General features: G+C 62.6%; 22 protein-coding genes. 1 reads left to right on the forward strand and 21 read right to left on the reverse strand.

Going from position 1 to position 16,615, the window contains the following annotated elements; translation table 11 throughout:
* Positions 1 to 6: 6 nt before the first annotated feature.
* The 4 genes from GL4_RS07025 to GL4_RS17735 are packed head-to-tail and all read right to left on the reverse strand — an operon-like array spanning position 7 to position 2,974.
* The gene (locus GL4_RS07025) at positions 7 to 285 is read right to left on the reverse strand and encodes a hypothetical protein (protein ID WP_045366045.1); all 279 of its coding nucleotides are present in this window, start codon (positions 283 to 285) and stop codon (positions 7 to 9) included.
* On the reverse strand, positions 278 to 1,777 hold the full coding sequence (locus tag GL4_RS07030) for a hypothetical protein (protein ID WP_045366047.1): 1,500 nt from the start codon (positions 1,775 to 1,777) through the stop codon (positions 278 to 280). Before GL4_RS07030 ends, GL4_RS07025 begins: the two co-directional genes overlap by 8 nt.
* Before the next feature lie 6 nt (positions 1,778 to 1,783).
* Positions 1,784 to 2,407, reverse strand: coding sequence for a phage adaptor protein (locus tag GL4_RS16665; RefSeq protein ID WP_052464211.1), 624 nt, complete (start codon positions 2,405 to 2,407; stop codon positions 1,784 to 1,786).
* Positions 2,408 to 2,410: 3 nt separating this feature from the next.
* Positions 2,411 to 2,974: a hypothetical protein gene (locus GL4_RS17735; RefSeq protein ID WP_045366050.1), complete on the reverse strand. Its 564-nt coding sequence runs from the start codon at positions 2,972 to 2,974 to the stop codon at positions 2,411 to 2,413.
* Positions 2,975 to 3,061: 87 nt separating this feature from the next.
* On the opposite strand from GL4_RS17735, the gene GL4_RS17740 reads away from it, so the two are divergent.
* Positions 3,062 to 3,649: a sulfotransferase family protein gene (locus tag GL4_RS17740; RefSeq protein ID WP_172653315.1), complete on the forward strand. Its 588-nt coding sequence runs from the start codon at positions 3,062 to 3,064 to the stop codon at positions 3,647 to 3,649.
* On the opposite strand, the gene GL4_RS07050 is transcribed toward GL4_RS17740, so the two are convergent.
* The 17 genes from GL4_RS07050 to GL4_RS17975 all read right to left on the reverse strand — a co-directional run bounded on the left by GL4_RS07050 (position 3,646) and on the right by GL4_RS17975 (position 16,607).
* The gene (locus GL4_RS07050; RefSeq protein WP_172653316.1) at positions 3,646 to 4,944 is read right to left on the reverse strand and encodes a sialidase family protein; all 1,299 of its coding nucleotides are present in this window, start codon (positions 4,942 to 4,944) and stop codon (positions 3,646 to 3,648) included. The genes GL4_RS17740 and GL4_RS07050 overlap by 4 nt on opposite strands.
* A gap of 98 nt (positions 4,945 to 5,042) precedes the next feature.
* A complete protein-coding gene (locus GL4_RS07055; protein ID WP_045366060.1) occupies positions 5,043 to 5,546 on the reverse strand; it encodes a hypothetical protein in 504 nt (167 codons plus the stop codon).
* Between the two features lie 5 nt (positions 5,547 to 5,551).
* A complete protein-coding gene (locus tag GL4_RS07060; RefSeq protein ID WP_045366063.1) occupies positions 5,552 to 6,412 on the reverse strand; it encodes a hypothetical protein in 861 nt (286 codons plus the stop codon).
* Positions 6,413 to 6,429: 17 nt separating this feature from the next.
* Positions 6,430 to 6,843, reverse strand: coding sequence for a hypothetical protein (locus tag GL4_RS07065; protein WP_045366066.1), 414 nt, complete (start codon positions 6,841 to 6,843; stop codon positions 6,430 to 6,432).
* Between the two features lie 49 nt (positions 6,844 to 6,892).
* Positions 6,893 to 7,225, reverse strand: a complete 333-nt coding sequence (locus GL4_RS07070; protein WP_045366069.1) for a hypothetical protein — start codon at positions 7,223 to 7,225, stop codon at positions 6,893 to 6,895.
* 93 nt (positions 7,226 to 7,318) lie between these two features.
* On the reverse strand, positions 7,319 to 7,762 hold the full coding sequence (locus GL4_RS07075; RefSeq protein ID WP_045366072.1) for a Bbp16 family capsid cement protein: 444 nt from the start codon (positions 7,760 to 7,762) through the stop codon (positions 7,319 to 7,321).
* An 83-nt stretch (positions 7,763 to 7,845) separates the two neighbouring features.
* Positions 7,846 to 8,853 carry a major capsid protein gene (locus tag GL4_RS07080; RefSeq protein WP_045366075.1) on the reverse strand — a complete coding sequence of 336 codons (1,008 nt, stop codon included), beginning with the start codon at positions 8,851 to 8,853 and terminating at the stop codon, positions 7,846 to 7,848.
* A gap of 95 nt (positions 8,854 to 8,948) precedes the next feature.
* Complete coding sequence (locus tag GL4_RS07085; protein ID WP_045366078.1) at positions 8,949 to 10,037, reverse strand: hypothetical protein; 1,089 nt, start codon at positions 10,035 to 10,037, stop codon at positions 8,949 to 8,951.
* The gene (locus tag GL4_RS07090; RefSeq protein ID WP_045366086.1) at positions 10,034 to 10,339 is read right to left on the reverse strand and encodes a hypothetical protein; all 306 of its coding nucleotides are present in this window, start codon (positions 10,337 to 10,339) and stop codon (positions 10,034 to 10,036) included. Before GL4_RS07090 ends, GL4_RS07085 begins: the two co-directional genes overlap by 4 nt.
* Complete coding sequence (locus GL4_RS07095; protein WP_045366089.1) at positions 10,339 to 12,447, reverse strand: portal protein; 2,109 nt, start codon at positions 12,445 to 12,447, stop codon at positions 10,339 to 10,341. The genes GL4_RS07090 and GL4_RS07095 overlap by 1 nt, the downstream gene beginning before the upstream one ends.
* 2 nt (positions 12,448 to 12,449) lie before the next feature.
* Positions 12,450 to 12,974, reverse strand: a complete 525-nt coding sequence (locus tag GL4_RS07100) for a chalcone isomerase family protein (protein WP_172653317.1) — start codon at positions 12,972 to 12,974, stop codon at positions 12,450 to 12,452.
* Positions 12,975 to 12,981: 7 nt separating this feature from the next.
* Entirely contained in the window at positions 12,982 to 14,553 is a 1,572-nt protein-coding gene (locus GL4_RS07105; protein ID WP_045366094.1) for a terminase TerL endonuclease subunit, read from the reverse strand.
* Positions 14,498 to 15,007 carry a hypothetical protein gene (locus GL4_RS07110; RefSeq protein ID WP_045366097.1) on the reverse strand — a complete coding sequence of 170 codons (510 nt, stop codon included), beginning with the start codon at positions 15,005 to 15,007 and terminating at the stop codon, positions 14,498 to 14,500. The genes GL4_RS07105 and GL4_RS07110 overlap by 56 nt, the downstream gene beginning before the upstream one ends.
* A gap of 138 nt (positions 15,008 to 15,145) precedes the next feature.
* Complete coding sequence (locus GL4_RS07115) at positions 15,146 to 15,508, reverse strand: hypothetical protein (RefSeq protein WP_045366100.1); 363 nt, start codon at positions 15,506 to 15,508, stop codon at positions 15,146 to 15,148.
* Entirely contained in the window at positions 15,480 to 15,941 is a 462-nt protein-coding gene (locus tag GL4_RS07120; RefSeq protein WP_045366102.1) for a hypothetical protein, read from the reverse strand. The genes GL4_RS07115 and GL4_RS07120 overlap by 29 nt, the downstream gene beginning before the upstream one ends.
* The gene (locus GL4_RS07125) at positions 15,938 to 16,204 is read right to left on the reverse strand and encodes a DUF2829 domain-containing protein (RefSeq protein ID WP_045366105.1); all 267 of its coding nucleotides are present in this window, start codon (positions 16,202 to 16,204) and stop codon (positions 15,938 to 15,940) included. The genes GL4_RS07120 and GL4_RS07125 overlap by 4 nt, the downstream gene beginning before the upstream one ends.
* Positions 16,205 to 16,217: 13 nt before the next feature.
* Positions 16,218 to 16,607, reverse strand: a complete 390-nt coding sequence (locus GL4_RS17975) for a hypothetical protein (protein ID WP_045366107.1) — start codon at positions 16,605 to 16,607, stop codon at positions 16,218 to 16,220.
* Positions 16,608 to 16,615 lie beyond the last annotated feature (8 nt).

Raw genomic sequence — 16,615 nt, forward strand, 5'->3', positions numbered from 1 at the left:
GTGCCCTTATCCAAGTATGATCCAGGTATTGCCGTCGCTGTAACGGAGCTTTTGGCCCGCCGAGCCGTCGCTCACGAAGACGAGCGATTCCGCCCAAAGCGACGGCGCGTAAACGTCTGTGCTCAGATCCGCGACGGTCACCGGAAACAGCCGCAGTGGCGCACGCATGCCCTCCGAGCCGTCCTTCGGAAAGGAGGCGTTTGCCCTCTGCGCGAGCTGGCGCCGATGTTCGACGTCGTTCGGGTTCTCGAGCGGGACGTGCGGCTTCGTTGTTCGATCAACCACGTTGCTCGCCTCGCTTGATGTCTTTCGGGTTGATCTCGAAGCCGATCGCGTGACGCCAATCGCCGCTCAGGTGGAAGCGGAAACGGTGATATCTCGCGTTCGAACGCTGCGTGAACCGCCCCTCGCTACGCGGGTTCAGAATCGGGCCCCAGACCACATCGTCCGCAAGCGAATTGCGGGTCCCGATTTGGGCCGTGACCGACCCGCCGTTCACAAGCGCGCGGAAGCCCCGGATCTTCGTGCGGGCGCCGTCGTTGAACTCATACTCGGCACTATCGATGCGAGCGGTCCTGGTTGCACCGTCGAAGAATCCGCTGCGATAGCTGTGATCGAATGCCGCCAGACCGGGCGTGCCACCGATCCAGCGGGGATCGTCGAAGGAGATATTTTCGAGTTCGTCGTCAAGCGTATCGGGGTCTGTATCCGTCGCCGCCGCGTCGAGCGTGATGTTGCGCCCCGCGCCGGGCCAAAGCAGCTCCGCGGGCTCGTCCAGAATGGTCCATCTGCGCCGCACGCGATCGAAGATCGCCATTCGGTTTGGACGCCCGAGGGTCGAACCGGATCCAGGATATAGCCAGGCCACGCGCTGGCTCGTGGGATCGGCGACGCAGCTGATGCGGTGCAAGTAATTCTGGTCGAGGTCCTGCTTTAGAAACTCATCGACCTGGTCCGCGCCGATAGGTACGGGACGAATGCCCTGCTCGAGCGCGTAAAGGCCCTGGTTCGACCAGAAGTACACGATACCCCCGGCGCGCGCGGCCGCGCGGGGGGCGATCAGGCCGACGCCGTCGAGCACCTCGTCGAATTGGAAAACGACCGGCGCGCCCACAAAGGACATGCGCCACACCCGGTCGGGCTGAAGGATCACCCCGTACTCGCCTCCGAAGACCCGCTGGATCTTCGATATCTTCAGGTCCTGGAAGTCCGAAAGCGTCGCCGGCGAAACGGTATAATCCGTCTCGTCGTTGAAGGCGCTCCATCGGACTCGCGACGGCACTTCGCCGTCGGTGCTGTCGAACGTGTTCGCGAAAACCACAAAGTCGCGGATCACGGCAATCCGCCGTGCCCGCAATGCAGCCGTGAGCTGAGTGTACTCCGTATCGCCGAACGTGATCTGCTGCGGGGAATCCGAGTAGTTCGTCCCCAAGACCTTGTTTTTCCAAACGGCGAATTCCCAGTGCTCGTCGGGTGCCGTTGTATAGATCGCCGGTGTGCTGGAGCCGCCGGATCCCGCGGATCGAACAAGCCACGTCCCGTCGACATTCTCGTAGAGGTGGTCGGCGTCGCCGGCGTATTGGAAGGGCACGCCGCTTTGGTCGATCGCCGCGATCGCGCCGAGAGGCCGCCCGCCGATCGCCTCCGTGGATGGCGCGAATTGCCTGTAGGGTATGTAGCCGCTCGGACCGGGCAGGGCGCCGCGTACCGCGATCACGCCGGGGTTGCCCGTCGGTGCGTGGTCCGGCAGGAGGGCTCCAAACTGAAATACGGGCATCGTGGGTTACGGAGTTGCTCCGGCCACGCGGGAGAGCAGCGGGCCGGAATGGCGGGCGCGCTGGGTGGCCATGTTGAGGCGATCGACAATGCCTTCGTAAAAGTCGCGCCAGGTCGGGATCCGCTCATCGTTATCCAAGAAGGGGGCGGCATGGAGCAGCGACCCGTAGAGATAGGCGCCCGGAGAGCGGACCAGCAGCACATTGCTCTGGTTCTCCTCCGACAATGGCGTCGGCGACGCGTAGAAGATCATTTCCGCGGTATATTCGGTGTCCGGAGGGCGGTCGAACTCGACCTCTTCGTGCACTGTGAACCTTGAGGGACGCCCCGGCGTTTCCTGGCGCAGCTCGTCCATTGTCGCAAGATTGCAGTACTTCACTTTCGTGATGCGCGGCGTCGTGAGGAGCCTCAGCGTCTCCATTTCGACGAAACGTGGCGGCACGGCGATGTAGCGGCCCGTCTCGTCGTTCAACGTCGCCTGAGAGCGGGCGAGCATTTCACGGATCCGAATGCGGTCTGCGTGGTCCTCTTCGGCAAGCAGTATGAAGTCCGGGATATCGTCCACGAGGTCGTCGCGGTCGAGCGTGGACTCGATCTTGTTCTTCAGTTCGTCGTAGGTGCCGATAGCCATCGCTCACTGCCACGTGGTTTGCTTCTGTGATTGCTCGGTCCAGATGTCCGACTGCTCGTCTTGATCCGACCATGGATTCGGCGCTTGTGCCCGCGCGATCCACGAAGCGCCGAAAACGCGAAGGCTGCCGGCGCCCGTGTACGCATATCCAGGGTGAAACGTGGCCAGTGTCCCGCTGGCGAGGAGACCGCCGCTCGGCACGTGATGGATCTCCACATGCCACGGGGCGATGCCCGCGATCGCAAGGCCGCCTTGCGGTACGTAAGCGAAACCTTGCGCGGCTTGGCCATTCAGTACTGCACCGCCTGCCGGTACGTGATGGATGTCGATTTGCCATGGGGCGGAGCCGCCCAACAGGGCGCCGGCTGTCGGTGTATGGTGGATCTCAATATGCCAGGGTGCGGTGCCGCCGCCGCCGACGCCACCAGAACCGGTGCGGTGGACTTCGGCCTTCCACGGCGCGTCCCCATCGATGACTATGCCGCCGGTACCGACGTAAGCCCATTCCAGATACGAGGGACGCGGCAGCGGCAGACCGGTGCTAAGGCCGACAGATGCGCCGATCATTGCTCGCCCCTCCTTGCCAGACCGCCTGCCTCCGGATTAGACCTCTTCTCGAGCCATGGCCGACGCGGGATGAAGGATCAAAGTACGATGCGGCTTAGTGACCGTCACCGGTTCGTCTTCATTTCAAACCCGCGATGCGGCAGCACGTCCATCCGTCAGATGCTCGATCCGTTCTCCGACGTGAGGTCGAAGACGCCGCCTCCTGCCCCGTGGCTGCACCACCACGCCGGGGCCGATCTGATCGAGGCAGGCATGAAAGAGACCGGGCGCAACCCGGACGATTACGTGTTCTTCACGACAATCCGAAACCCGTGGGCGCGGGTGTTCTCGGCGTACAAGTTCGGGCTCAAGAACTCCAACTCGACGTGGCACGCGCCGGCCGTTTCGGAAGGCTCGGTCAATGGCTTCGTCCAGCACCCGCATGTGATCGGCAAGATGCGCGGCCACACGCTGGAGAGCAAAACCACGAAGCGGGTCAAAATCTTCCGCATCGAAGACCAAGGGGATGAGATGCTGACCCTCGCATCGTCTGTCGTTGGGGCGCCTCTTTCTCTCCCCTACGTCAACACGACCGAAGACAGTCGCTACGCGGACGCCTTCACCGAGGCGAATGCAATCGGCCTTGTGGCCGAAATCTTCGCATCGGACATCGCGTTCGCGGGCTACAGCTTCTAATCGCAGAGGATGTCGTCTTTGGGGAACTTGAACACCCGCACGTCGTCGTCGTGGTCGGGATGCTTGTCGTTCATCACAAACAGATAGTCGTCCCCGACCTCAATCGGGGCCGGTCCCTGCATCCGCCGCTCGATGTTCATTTGAGCTACGATTGCCCTCGGACCTTTGTTCCAGATGATCTTGCCCGGTACGGTCTGGCTTTCCTCGCCCGTGTAGATCCAATAGGTGTTGCGGCCTTTCCCGAGATCCCCGGACGTGTTGTTGTGGACCCCTAAGAGCCACTTACCGTTCCCGGTGTTCTTGACCCACGGCGTGGCTCTGGGATGCGGAACAGGTCTCCCCGTTGCGCCATCCTCGCGCTGTGCCCAGCCCGTGGTGACGGTCTGCTCGTCCGCTGAAATCCTGAACTCCCCGAGATAACCAGAGTCGTTTCGGAACACGCCGTAGATGCGCCCGTCGTCGAAGAAGTCGAACGCCGGTTCCTCGTTGCTGTCCCCGCCAGGAGCGTTCGATCCATCCGGCAGTTGGTTCAGCGCCGTCATCCCGTAATTCCCACCGGGGAGAAACTCGATCTTGCCGAGAGCGTCCGTGGCGTTCAGCGGAAACTTGAGGATGAAGGCTTCGCTGTCGTCCCACGTCTTGCCCCACAGGACCTTGCCGCGCTTCGCATAGGGTGCGTAGAGCCAGCCATTGCGGACGCGGGTCGTCCCCGGGGGGAACCAGGCCAGCTTGTGCAGCCCGCCAAAGGGATTGCGATTGTCGGCGGCCGTCGGCTGATAGTTGGCGTAACCCGGAGGCAAGACGTTGAGCGTCTGGCCTTCGTCGTCGGAGTATTGAAGGCGCGGCCAACCGATTGCGACCACCTTTTTCGAAGTGGCGTCGCGGTCGTTGTAGGGAATCTCGCGGACGTTGTTCTTGTTGAACATGCCGATGAACCAGAGCCGATCCGCAGCCGGATCGTAGCTCGGCATCCACCAGGAACTCTCCACCATCGAGGGAGGATCAATGTCCCGAACATAGGACCACGTATCCCCTCCGTCCGTGGACTGATAGATCGCGGCGTGCTGATCGGGGTTGCCCTCCTTCACCGCGCTTTCCGTCACGGTCAGGATGATCTTTCCAGAGGGAAGAACCGCGAGACCGCCAACTTCTCTGTAGGTGCCGTTGGTGACGACAATGCCGTCCCTGTCGAAATCCTTGGCGTAGAGCGGCGGGCATGTCTGCGCCGCGGCCGGGAAAATCGGCGCAGCAAGAAACAGTGCCGCGCCTAGAAGGCGAAACAGGTGCATCTTCATGTCCAGTCTTGGTTGTGACGGTTCGTAAATGCTCGGCCAGATTTGCATCTGATCCGCGATCATGCAATCAGAGATTGGCCACCTACAACGCACAGGTGTCAGGACGGCTTGCGAAGACCCAAAGCGAGGGCAACGTCCGCAGCCGTGATTTCCGCGTCGGACTTGGCGCCCGCGATGCGCCGGAAGGCCCCCTCTTCCGCGGACACGCGCCTCTGCTCTTGCGCCTTGAGAGTTTCGTCTTCGACCCAATCCCCGACCCGGCGATCGAACTTCACGTGACGCGACGGCGGCTTCTTTGCCGTGTAACCCTCCGGAATTGGGCCGTATTTCGGGTAGCTGGTTTTCCCGATCTTCAGCACGACCGCGACGCCGGTTTCCTTGTCATAGACGGTGTGCTTGTGGTGGTTCTCTTCGTAACGCCACGATTGCGCGGCGCGATCGAAGACGCGCATATACCCCTTCTGGGGCTCCGGCGCGGGAACCCCAGTCAGGCTCTGGTGGCCCGTCTCCGGCAAAATCGGGGAACCGTCTTCGCGAACCTTGGCGTCGTACTCGGATAGGTAGGCGCCGGTCTCGGGATGATATCTGTAGATCCTGGCCATGATCCTCACCGATAGTAGATGCCGACAAGCACGCCGATCGCGTTCACGCGGATTTCGTCGACGCTGTCGGAATAGGTCGGATCATCCGCGGAGGCTGCGAATGTGTAGCTGTAGCGACCGTCGGCGCTGCCGGAGGCCGGCCGGTTCTCTAGGTCCTTGGTCCTGCTCATGGCTCCGGTCGCCGTGCCGGATCCGTAGGCCGTCACCTCCGTGAACGTCGCATCGATGTCCGGCGCGCCGTCGGCCTGCACTTCGCCGACGTCGAGGTTTGTGCCGTCTGCTGGGCGCGAATGCTTGTTTCCCGTTAGGACGTCCGGCAATGCGAGTCTCTTGTTGGCCGCAAAGTCCGCCGCGGCACTGGCGCCGAAGGTCGATGCTGCTCCCGCGCTGGTGTAGATGGCCAGCGTGCCGTTGGCATTTCCGACTGCCCACAATTTCTCGAACAGTGCCCACGTGTCGGCGTTGGCTCGCGACGTGGCGCCGGACGATGCGCTGCCGATTGTCAGGCCATCGCAAGCGAGACATACGTCCGGGAGATCGAGCCTAAACCCCTCCCAACGCTTGCCTATGCGGTCGTCGACCGCGAGATCGCTTGTCACATCCTTCGTGCCGGCCGACCAAGTCGGCTCGGACGTCCCGTTGGAGCCGTCGAGGACGGCATCGATCACGAGTGTGTCGGACGCGCTCAAGTGTCCGAGCGCTTCCATCCATTCGCCTGGAACCTGCCGGTTTATCATGTACACGTAGAAGACGGACGCTCCGCCGGTGCCGAAGGCGTCATTGAACGACCGGGCGACATTGGTCAGCGTGTACGGAGACGCGGTGTCGCTGGTCGTCTCCCACACCAAAGCGGCGGACTTCGACATGGTTCAGGTTCCGTCCGCTAGTCGCCCGTATCCTGCGCGGTAATGCGCGGTGTAATCGAGATGCGATCGCCGTTGTTCTGGATGATCTGAGACGTGGGAAGCCGTTCCGCCCACACGGCTTCGCCGCCCGTGAGCCGGGTCAGGTAGTAGCCGTAGATCGTCTGCTGCGTCTGGTTGGCGCTCGAGGTGAAGTCCTGCTCCGCATAGGTCGCGACTGCGGGGTCTCCGTCCGTCACGGTCCAATTGGCGCCGGTCAGGGTGAGTGCCGCATACCCGGTGAAGTCGGCTTCCGTGAAGTCGTTTTCGTCGGTTGCTTCGAGCAGCGTGAGATCGTTCTTGAAAAGCCGGAGCACGAGGTCCTCCGGCGTCCCCTTGTTCACCAAGTACTCGAGTATCAGGCCCTCGCCCCGGTCGAGAAGTTTCAGTGTCATGCGTTCGTCCTTCCGTCAGCGCGAGGGCTTTCGCGCGCGCGGCGTGCGGTTACTTGCCGGGCTTCTTGGCCGGAGACTTCGCGGGCTTCTTTGGCGGGGCCTTCGCCTCGGCTTCCGCCTTGGCCTTCGCCTCGGCTTCCGCCTTGGCCTTCGCTTCGGCTTCCGCCTTGGCCTTCTCTTCGGCCTCCGCCTTGGCCTTCGCTTCGGCTTCCGCCTTGGCGTTCTCCTCGGTCTCGGTCGCATCCTCCGGGAACGGTTCGTCTAGCCGTGCCATCGTGTCCGGATTGAAATGCTCTTTGTCGACGTTGAACTTCCAGCCTGGCGGACGCAGCTGGCTGCCGTCGAACCGCTTGCTCTTGGAGCGGACTGTGATCTTGGTCATGGGTGTCTCCGTTGCGTTGAATCGGCATGAAAAAACGCGCGGGGGCCGGAGCTCCCGCGCATCAAGTCGTCAAACTCTGGCTGTCACGCCGGCTTAGGCACCCGGTACGGTGTCGTTGGTCTGGACAGCGGCCGCAATGCCGGCCGTGATCTTGCCGGCGGTCGGATTGGTGCCGTTCACCGTGTAGAGGAGGCTCAGATAGTCCTCGTCGACACCGACCGGCACATTGACGATCGGCGAGCGGAAGCCCGCGACGAGAGACGCGAGCAGAAAGTTCATCGACAAGACGGTCTTTGCGGAGCCGAACGCCACGTCGTCATCGGTCTGGATGGCGACGTCGAGCGACGTGAGGTTGTCGAAGTCCTCATCCACCTGGATGAAGAGCGGCAAGAGGTTGCCCTTGCCGATATCGCGCACGAGCGCCGCCGGTGCACCCAATACGGTGCCGGGCGAACCCAAGGCGATCACGTTGGTGGAACGGGCGGTCGCGGTGATCGCCTGTTCCTCCGAAAGCATCTGCTGTTTGGACAGGATCATGGGTCTTCTCCTGAAAGAAGGGTCTGAATGTGAGTGAAGGGCGGCGGCCCCGCCATCGCCGGGCCGCCGTTACTAGCCTGGGCTTAGGTGACGCGCGCCTCGGTGCCGAGGATGGCGTCGCACTGGCGCACCGGGAACGTGCGGTAGGCCATGACCTCCTTGCCGTCGACCTCCGCGGGCCGCAGCCGCACGTAGGAGGCCGAGGTGCCGGTGGTCGGTGTTGAGTCCGCGTCCAATGCCTCGCAGACGTCCGCGTTGCAGTAGATCGCGATCTTGCCGCCGCTCAGCCGGTGCTTGTTGAGCTTCCAGAAGCCCTTCCGCAGCCATTTGTAGATATCCACGTTGCCCGCCATCAGCTCGGACACGTCGATATTGGCGATGCGGACGACCTGGCGCCAATCCCGGACGCAGAGGCCGACGTTCTGGCGGAACATTTCCTCCTTCACGTAGTAAGGATTGCCGTCTCCATCGAGAACGCGCTGTTCGCCCTTATCCTTCCGGTCGATGCCGGCGCGGCTTCCCTTGGGATAGATCAGGTGGGTCTGGTTCTCACCCCAGGTTACGATCCAGATCGACGTATTGTCGGAGCCGGTACCGCCTGCGTCGACGATCTGACCGCCGTTGGGGGCGCTAAGGCTGTTGAACCGGGGGGCGAGGCCGGTGAACTGCTCCGGATCCGTGACCACGTTGCCGTAGAAGATCCGCGACGCAACTTCCTGGCTGATGGCCTCGAGGAACGCCCGAGCCTCCGACATGCGGACCGCATTCGGGTTGGCCGCCAGGTCGAGGAGACGGGTGTCGACCGAGGACAGGGCCTCGGCGAAGCCGGTGGTGTCGTCAACCTGCGCCGTCTCGCCCTTGGACTGGCTGATGCCCTTATAGAGCTGACCCCAAGTCACCGACGGCAGTCCGGTGCGGATTGTGGTGCGGTGCTTGACGCCGAGATTGCATTCGACGGCGATGGCGTCGTCGAGGATCGGGTTTGTTTCAGCGAGCATCTCGATGATTACGGCCGTCTGCCGCAGCGCTTCGTCGTCGTGCTGCTTATAGAGGTCGATAAGGTCGAGGTAGCTCTGGCCTAGCGTTGCCATTTCTGATCTCCAGGCTAGGCGTCAGGACGTGCGGAATCGCCACGCCGGCGTGGCCGGCATGGGCGTGCGAACGTCAAGTCTCCGCTGGTGGGCGTTTACGACCCGTAGAGGAGTTCGACGTTGTCCTTCGGCTTTGGTTGGGTTCCAGGCTTGGTGCCGGGTTTCATGGTCTTCGGCACCTTCGCCACTCGCTTCTTGGCGGTGGAGACTTTCTTCTGGCTTTCTTCGAAGAGCATGGAATTGCGAGCCATCACCAGCACGCGATGGTTGACGATGTTCGCAAGTTCATTTTCGGAGAAGCCCATGTCCGACAGGTATTTGATGACTTGGACTTTGCCTGCCTTGGCCTTCTCCGCGTCCTTCCACTCGGGGATCGCCTCGAGCAGGGCTGCGTGTTCCGTTTGGGCGTGCTGCTTCAGGGCCGCGATACGGTCGTCGTTGGCCTGTTTCAGAGTCTCCTGGTAGGATTCTGCGGCCTGCTGCTTGACGGTGTTGAGGCGGTCCTTGCGTTCCGCCACGTCCGCCTTTTTTGCAGCGTATTCCGCCGAGTCCTCCTCGCGGAGTTTGTCCCAATCGATCGCCTTGATGTCGCGGTCCAGCTCGTCCTCGAGGGTCTCGAGCATCTTGGCCGCGACGGCGTAGGTAGCCTCGACTTGCTTGCTCTTCTCGGCCGCGTCCTCGGTGATGGACTGAGCCTTCGCTTTCGCGTCTTCCAGGCGGCGCTCTGCCGCTTCTCCGATCTGGTAGGATTTCACCAGATCGCCGATTGAGGCCTCGGCTTGTTCACCGTTGACCTTTACTGGCACCTTGAGGCCTTCGAACCATTCCGGGTCGGCCTCAAGGTGTTCGACAAGCTGCGCGGAGGTCGAGATGGTGTTCTCGTCGTCCTCGCCCTTGTCTGGATCTTCGTCTTTTTCGGGGTCCTCGCCCTTGTCGGGGTCGTCGGGATCCTCACCCTTGTCGGAGTCGTCCGGACCCTCGCTCTTGTCCGGATCGTCGCCCTTCTTTGGGTCGGCCACGTCGGCAGCGTCGACCTTGTCGGGTTCGGCGGCTTTTGCCGGATCTTCGCCCTTGTCGGGATCCTCGCTCCCGCCGAGCTCGCCGTAGAGGAGCCCCACGGAGTCCGCGGCTTTCGGTGTTCCTTCCGACCCCTGGTGTGGGGCCTTTCCGGTTCCGTCTGTCACGATTGCTTCTCCTTGTCCTTGGTCTCTTTCTCGATCTGCAGGAGCTGCTTCGACGCCGCGTCACCGGTGCGGACGCAGTGCTCGAATTGCTCCTTCAGGTTCGCCAGAAGGCGCTGCATGAGGTAGGCGTTGTGCCGGCCCTCGTGATCCTCGGCCGCGCTCTCTTTCCAGCCCTCGAGGATCCGGGCTTCCATCTTCTCGAAAGCCTCGTTGAAGAGCGGGTGATTGATGATCGCCGAGGCTTGTGCGCCCCGATTGGCTTGCTCGGTGAGCTTGGCGGTATCTGGTTTGTGGTCTGGCATCACACCCCGGATCCCGGCACGTCACGGCCATATTTAAGTTCCATCTCGGTCAGCTGGTTCTTGAGGGCTTCCATGCCGAGAACGAGCTTGTTCTGGCTCTCCTCGTGCTTCTGAGCGAGCTCGAGCATTGCCTTGTCGTGCTTGTGCTGGAGATCGGCCATGTCGAGCTGCTGCGAGCGCATATCGAGGTCCTGCTGCCGCTTCTGGAGCTGAGCCTGCAGCTGCTCAAATTGCTTCTGCTCGTCTGTCGGGGGCGGCGCCAACGCGTCGCCGGGGTCAGAGAAGAAGCTGTCCGGTGGCTGCATCGTCGCGTTCTTGACGATCGCCGCGGCTGTGTTGAACAGGTTGCGGGGCTTCACCAGCAGGTTCTGGCCGCCGTGCTTCATGGCGTCGATCTGCTTTTGCCAAATGGACTCGAGGTGCAGCAGGTTCTGCTCCCGCGTGCCGATCCCAAGCCCGATGTTGACCGTCATGTCGTAGCGCTGACGCCACTCACGCGGATCGACCGAGACCCACTTGTTGCGCAGCTTGACGCGACGCTCCTTGTTCTGGTGCTTGAGCTCGAGCTCGTGGATATGCAGGAACAGCGACTTGACGCCGGTCTCCGCGAAGATCCGGGCGATCGCCTCGATCTTCATCTTCGACTGGTCCATTTGGTTCGCCAGGACCGAGATCTGGATGTTCTTGAGGGCGTCCGGTGTCAGGCCCTGTCCGTCCGAGCTCACGCCCGTCCGATCGCGCTTCTCCTTGTCGAAGTGCTCGAGCATCGGGAAGCTGGCAGCCGCGGTAAACGGCGTCGTCATCGGCATGTATGATTCCGACGGCGGCCGACGGAAACGCGCCACGCGGCCGACCCGCGTCGTGAGCAGGTCGTCCAGCGTATTGTCGCCCATGCCCATTTCCCAAACGGCATGGCCGGGATTGTTCGTGTGATACAGGTTGTCGAGAATCTGCCGCGTCAGCGTCGTCCGGACTTCCTGGATATCCATCACCTTTTCGGCCGTCGCTCGGCCGAAGTGCTTATGCGGCAGCGGATGGGGCGAGATCACGTGGTAAGGCTGGCGATCGACCTCCTCCTGCGACATAAACCGGCTTGTGATGTGGCTCTTGCCGTTGGTGTTCGAGCCGCCACTCGAGCCGCGGGCCACGAAGACCTGCCGAAGCTCGGAATAGCCGTCGCCGTCGAAATCCACGCGGATATAGGCTTCCCGAACCAGGACCTCTTCTTGGGACCAATCCGGCTGCGGCTCGTCGCGCTCGTCGCTCTTGTCGCGGCGTGCGTCGCTTTCCGGATTTTGCTCCGTCTCCGCCGGCGCCGTCGGCAGACCCTCTACTAGGGCCTTGTCGAATCCCATCTCGAGGAGCTCGGAGCGTGTGATGGGGCGCTCCTCGCCGACAAAGCGGGAATCGCAAGGATCCAAGGACCGGGCGTTCCTCGAGATCCGGTAGTGCTCAGGCGGCACCGGTGCGACACGGGTCCGGCCCTTCTTTGTCACGCGCCGGAAGATGACGTCGTGAACGGTCTCTTCGACTTCGACGGGAAGCACGCCGATAACGGTCTGGACGTCCTGGGTGACACGTTCCGTCCGCTCTTCGTGCTCTTCGATCTCGAGCTCCTCGTCGTCCGTGAGAAGCGCAAGCTCCGTGTCCGTCAAACCGCGATAGCGTTCCTGGCTGCGAGCTTCGCTCTCGTCCCACCAGGCCTTGACGATCCCGTTCTTCTGGACCATCGCGTCGAAGAACCAGAAGAACAGCGTCATGAACGCCGGATTGCGCTTGAAGAAAACATGAGTGATGTAATCGGATTCCTGCTCGGCGGCCTCCTCGTCCTCTTCTCCCTCCGGCTCGAAGCTCACAACGTTGTCGGCCGTGGTGAATATCCGCAGCATCGACGGCATGATCGAGTCGACCACTTCGGCGACGTCGGCCGTCACGACTTTGCTCTGTCCTTCCTCCTCGTTGCCGAGCAGTTTCGACAGGAAATAGTCCCAGGCCTTCGCGCGCTCCGCGGCGATGTCCCCGCCGGGAACGCCTTGCGAGTTGTCGAATTCCCGGTCGACCAGGTTCACGAGTTCCTGCTCGGTCATCGTCTTCGTTTCGGTGGCCATGGTCAGACGATCGGAACCTTTGGATAAGCGATCTTGTGCGCGGAGAGGCTTGTGATCGCCGCGGCGTACTCAAGCCTCGCCACCGCGTGGCGTGTGGCGGTCATGAGCGGGTGACCCACGAGGGGCACCTGTGCCTCTTCGCGGAAAAACGTCTTGAACTCGTCCAGCCATTCGGCCAGGCGCTTGTCCACCTTGAAGCGCCCCGTACGCATGCGGCCAAGGATCTCGCGCGACGTCATGTCGGCGAGCATAGGCGTGTCCTTCACCGGCTCCTTAAGCAGGTTGCAACCGCGATCGAGGAGCTTGTCGGCTACCTCCTGAGCGGAGGCCTCCCAAGAGATCCCGACACCGCGGCCGCGGGCATTGAGGCCTTCGGCTATCACCGCCAGCTGCTCGCCTCGGAATTTGGCGCAGTCGTAAAGGTGCAGGACGTCGGAATCGCGGTCCTGCGCCAACCAGACCGCCGCCATATCTCCGGACTCGTCGCAATGGAGGCCGGCTATTCGGCGCCAGTCATCTCTGATCATGTCGTTGCTACTCGGTTATCTGTGCGATCGGGACGTCGTAGACATGCCGCTCGTGGAGCACTTCTCCGGCGATCGAAGTGGCCATCGCCAGGGCAACCATGCCGTCGATGCGGCCGCCGGCGCGCGATTTGTCGAATTTCCGGTTCCCGGCCGGATCCTTCGTTGCGCGCGCGTTCTGAGCGCACATGGTCAGGACCGGGTTGTTGCCGTGGCGGAGCTTACGGTTCAGCAACAGCGACTCGAGCGTTCGCAGCGCCGGACCCATGCTCAGATAGCCTTGGCCAAACGGTACGAACCGCGAGTCGATAAAACTATCCGACAGCCCAGCCTTTACGAGCCAAGGACGAAACTGACGCATGTATTGCCGGTCGAAGGCGATCTTCCGGATGTCGTGGTCCCGGAAGAGCTCTGCGATCTGGCCGGCTACGAATTCGTATTCGATCGACTGTCCCGGCGTCCTTTCGATAAACCCATCCCGCGCCCAAACATCGTAAGGCACGCGGTCTTGCCGGGAGCGTTCTGCCAGTCCTTCCTCCGGCAACCAGAATCGCGACGTCACATCGAACCGTGAGCGCCGCGGCGACACTAGAATGAGCGCCGTGAGGTCGTTGACCTCGGAAAGGTCGAGGCCTCCGAAGGCTCCCTTCGGTTCCTTCGGATCGGCCCCGTTGGCGAGCCAGACTGTCTTCGTCACGAACGGATTGATCGCCTCCACGCGCTGGTTGAGCACGTAGTTGCGATATTCCGCCTCCCGCGCCGGCATGGCGCGGGCGTCCTCGGCCATCTTCTTGACGACCGACGCGTTGAGGAAGTCCCCGTACGCGGGATTAGCCAGCGCGATCGTCGCGTCTTCGAACGGGTCGGCCTCCATCGGGGCCGTGTAGAGGCTTATCACCGTCTGCGGGTCGCGATTGCTGAGCGCGTCGTCGATCAGAATCGACAGCAAGTCTCCGTCGTTCGGCGCCTGCGTCGAGATAATGATCGACAGCGGCTCTTCGTGGGCGCCGACGGCCGTCTCAAGCGCGTCGTACATATCGTGCCGCGGCCCGCGAACCTGTCCGAGCTCGTCGTGCACGATGAAAACCGGCGACTTGCCGAAGTTAGTGCCGGCGTCGGCCGACAGGGCCGAATAGAGCGTGCCGATCGCGGGGCACCGGATCTGCTTGAACGAGTCCAGAATATGCAGGTGCTCGTCCAGCGATGGGTTGAGCCGCGCCATCTTGGCCGCAAGCCCGAACACCAACGCGGCCTGGTCGCGGGACATTGCCGCGCTGTTCAGCTGCGAGTTCCAGCGCGCCTCCGGTCCGCAGAGGTGCAAGAGCAGCAAGCACGCTGCCAGCGCTGTCTTTCCGTTCTTTCGGCCAAACGAGATGATCGCGGTCCGTGTGCCGGCCGGATTGTCGTAGATCTTCCGGATCTCGCGCTTCTGCCAGGGACGAAGCTTGAGCGGCTTCCCGACATCCTTGCCTTCGGGAACGAAGCACCAGGTCTCAATCCAGCGGATATTGCGTTCGGCGCGTGTCTCAGCCTTCCCACGGCGTCTTCTTGCCGGAGCCTCCTTTCGCTTTCGACTTGTCATAGGTCGTGGACTGCGAGATCCGCAGCTTCACCGACAGCGAAGCCAGCGTCCCGGATTCCCGGGCCTGCATCTTGAGCAGCCGGTCGTAGTCCTTGAACGGGAAGGGCGCGTCATCGTCTTCGGCGTCCTCGCTCTTGGCCTTGCGGGTCTTCTTCTTGGACTTCCTGGCGATCCGTTCGGATTCCGCGAGCTCCATCTGCTCGATAAGCGCCGCCACCCGGCGCGACTGAACAGCGTGTCGGCAGTAGGCCTCGAGGAGCGGAAGGGTTTCCGCCTTGAACCAGTCCGCAGGCAGACGATTGACGACTTGGCGCCAGATCTCCGCCTGTTCATCCGTCAAGACGTCCGGCGGCGGCGGCCGCTCGATTCGCTCAATCGTTGGTGCCTCAGCTGGAACCGATCCGCCTTTTTCGGCGGGTTGCGTCTTCTTGCTTTGGCGGCCGCGCTCGCCCATCGATCCTCCCGCCGCTGGTATTCCGGCGTCGAAAACGCTAGCCCGCAAAATCCAAAAAAGAGGGCATTATTCAGAGTTGAGGCCCCGCTCCGCAGCCCCTTCGACGATCGAAGGGGGGGGAGGGGACCCCCCCCGGTCTCAGCGTGTGGGGGAAGTTTCAGCGTTCCAGTGATGGTCTGGGTTCAGCGGCAAGCCGTGCTCGTCGCAGCCGCGGTCGAAGCCGGCGCCGCCACGCTCTTGGCTTTGCTTGAAGCGGTCATGGCATTCCTTCGCCATGCTCTGCAGGTTGCGGCGATCGAAGAACAGCTTCCGGTCGCCGGCGTGCCGCTCGATATGGTCGACGACCTCAGCCGGAAGACCCTTCTCCTTGCAGTGCGGACACTGGCACATGGGATGACGGCGCAGCTGCGCCAGCCTCAGCTGACGCCAGCGCTTGGTCTTGTAGAGATGCGCCCAAGCCTCGCGGCCTCGGCTATGCCCGGCGGACTTCGACAGCGTCATGCCGCAGCACGCTGATGTCACCGGCGCAGTGTGCGTTGTGCTCGATCGCAGCTCGCACGGCGGCTTCGGCATCGGCGCCGACAAACATGGCACCGAGCGCTACAGCGTCTCCGCCGCCGGCTGCGTAGTATCGAGGCAGCAAGTCGAACGACCCTTCGTCATCGAAGACTGTGATCAGTCCGCTTGGGTGAAACAGGAACCCCGTGCCCGAACAGGTTCCGTCTTTGTCAATGACCGATGGTTTCGGCTGGTCATCTCGCTCTCCGGTGACCCACTTCAGCCACTCACCTACGAAGGAGGCAGCTCCACAGGCCGCGCCTAACACGCCGTCTTTGCGGCGTGCGATCTTGACCATACCCTCGACAACTCGACTTCCGCAGCTGCAGGCCGTGTCGGCCGCGAGCACGCCGTCGCGATAGGCGATGACGGTCACGGGGTAACGAGCTCCCAATCCTCGTCGAGGAGGTCGGACTGCGACGCGAGCCACGGCACGATCGTGCCATCGGCCGTGCGCATAACGAGGTGGGCGTGGTAGGTCACCTGCGTCCCTTCGCCCAGCATGGAGAGCAGCGGCTCGCGGTTCACCTTGAACACGCTTCCCGGCACGAGGAACACATACATGCCCTTGCCGTTCCAACCCTTGCGGGCAATGCGGTGACCGCGCTTCACGGCGGCCAGTGCGTCGGAGAAGTCCATGCGTTTCCCTCGTCTATAGTCCGTCAAACAGTCCTGCAACCTGCGCGGCACTCATCCTCGAACGCAGCCTTGAGAGTTGACCACGCGAGCGCCGCAACCAGGGGCGAAACCCCGTTACCGGATGCGCGGGATCGCTCCATCCGGGAAGCCAGCCCATCACCCAGTCCGAAAAGGCAGGGTTGAAGGTCAGGTCTCCGATCGAGGATCTCGGTCCAAGCCGGCATGTCACATGGAGAGGGCGCGTAAAGCGGTATCTCTCGGGGCGCCGCTGCGCCGTACACCCTAAGCTCTTGGCGATCAGCCAGAAGGCGCTCCAGACCTTCGCGGCTTCCTTCAGGCCGATCTGGTTGCCCAGCTGCCCCGGATCGGACAGGAAGGCCAGGCGATTTGCGTCGATGCGCATGTCCGCCC

This window comes from Methyloceanibacter caenitepidi (assembly GCF_000828475.1).
GTDB lineage: Bacteria > Pseudomonadota > Alphaproteobacteria > Rhizobiales > Methyloligellaceae > Methyloceanibacter > Methyloceanibacter caenitepidi.

What these genes read in the sequence shown, in the direction of transcription:
- GL4_RS07030 (WP_045366047.1), bottom strand. Translation starts at nt 1,777, where the DNA reads ATGCCCGTATTTCAGTTTGGAGCCCTCCTGCCGGACCACGCACCGACG.
- GL4_RS16665 (WP_052464211.1), bottom strand. Translation starts at nt 2,407, where the DNA reads ATGGCTATCGGCACCTACGACGAACTGAAGAACAAGATCGAGTCCACG.
- GL4_RS17735 (WP_045366050.1), bottom strand. Translation starts at nt 2,974, where the DNA reads ATGATCGGCGCATCTGTCGGCCTTAGCACCGGTCTGCCGCTGCCGCGT.
- GL4_RS17740 (WP_172653315.1), top strand. Translation starts at nt 3,062, where the DNA reads ATGCGGCTTAGTGACCGTCACCGGTTCGTCTTCATTTCAAACCCGCGA.
- GL4_RS07050 (WP_172653316.1), bottom strand. Translation starts at nt 4,944, where the DNA reads ATGAAGATGCACCTGTTTCGCCTTCTAGGCGCGGCACTGTTTCTTGCT.
- GL4_RS07055 (WP_045366060.1), bottom strand. Translation starts at nt 5,546, where the DNA reads ATGGCCAGGATCTACAGATATCATCCCGAGACCGGCGCCTACCTATCC.
- GL4_RS07060 (WP_045366063.1), bottom strand. Translation starts at nt 6,412, where the DNA reads ATGTCGAAGTCCGCCGCTTTGGTGTGGGAGACGACCAGCGACACCGCG.
- GL4_RS07065 (WP_045366066.1), bottom strand. Translation starts at nt 6,843, where the DNA reads ATGACACTGAAACTTCTCGACCGGGGCGAGGGCCTGATACTCGAGTAC.
- GL4_RS07070 (WP_045366069.1), bottom strand. Translation starts at nt 7,225, where the DNA reads ATGACCAAGATCACAGTCCGCTCCAAGAGCAAGCGGTTCGACGGCAGC.
- GL4_RS07075 (WP_045366072.1), bottom strand. Translation starts at nt 7,762, where the DNA reads ATGATCCTGTCCAAACAGCAGATGCTTTCGGAGGAACAGGCGATCACC.
- GL4_RS07080 (WP_045366075.1), bottom strand. Translation starts at nt 8,853, where the DNA reads ATGGCAACGCTAGGCCAGAGCTACCTCGACCTTATCGACCTCTATAAG.
- GL4_RS07090 (WP_045366086.1), bottom strand. Translation starts at nt 10,339, where the DNA reads ATGCCAGACCACAAACCAGATACCGCCAAGCTCACCGAGCAAGCCAAT.
- GL4_RS07095 (WP_045366089.1), bottom strand. Translation starts at nt 12,447, where the DNA reads ATGGCCACCGAAACGAAGACGATGACCGAGCAGGAACTCGTGAACCTG.
- GL4_RS07100 (WP_172653317.1), bottom strand. Translation starts at nt 12,974, where the DNA reads ATGATCAGAGATGACTGGCGCCGAATAGCCGGCCTCCATTGCGACGAG.
- GL4_RS07105 (WP_045366094.1), bottom strand. Translation starts at nt 14,553, where the DNA reads ATGACAAGTCGAAAGCGAAAGGAGGCTCCGGCAAGAAGACGCCGTGGG.
- GL4_RS07110 (WP_045366097.1), bottom strand. Translation starts at nt 15,007, where the DNA reads ATGGGCGAGCGCGGCCGCCAAAGCAAGAAGACGCAACCCGCCGAAAAA.
- GL4_RS07115 (WP_045366100.1), bottom strand. Translation starts at nt 15,508, where the DNA reads ATGACGCTGTCGAAGTCCGCCGGGCATAGCCGAGGCCGCGAGGCTTGG.
- GL4_RS07125 (WP_045366105.1), bottom strand. Translation starts at nt 16,204, where the DNA reads ATGGACTTCTCCGACGCACTGGCCGCCGTGAAGCGCGGTCACCGCATT.
- GL4_RS17975 (WP_045366107.1), bottom strand. Translation starts at nt 16,607, where the DNA reads ATGCGCATCGACGCAAATCGCCTGGCCTTCCTGTCCGATCCGGGGCAG.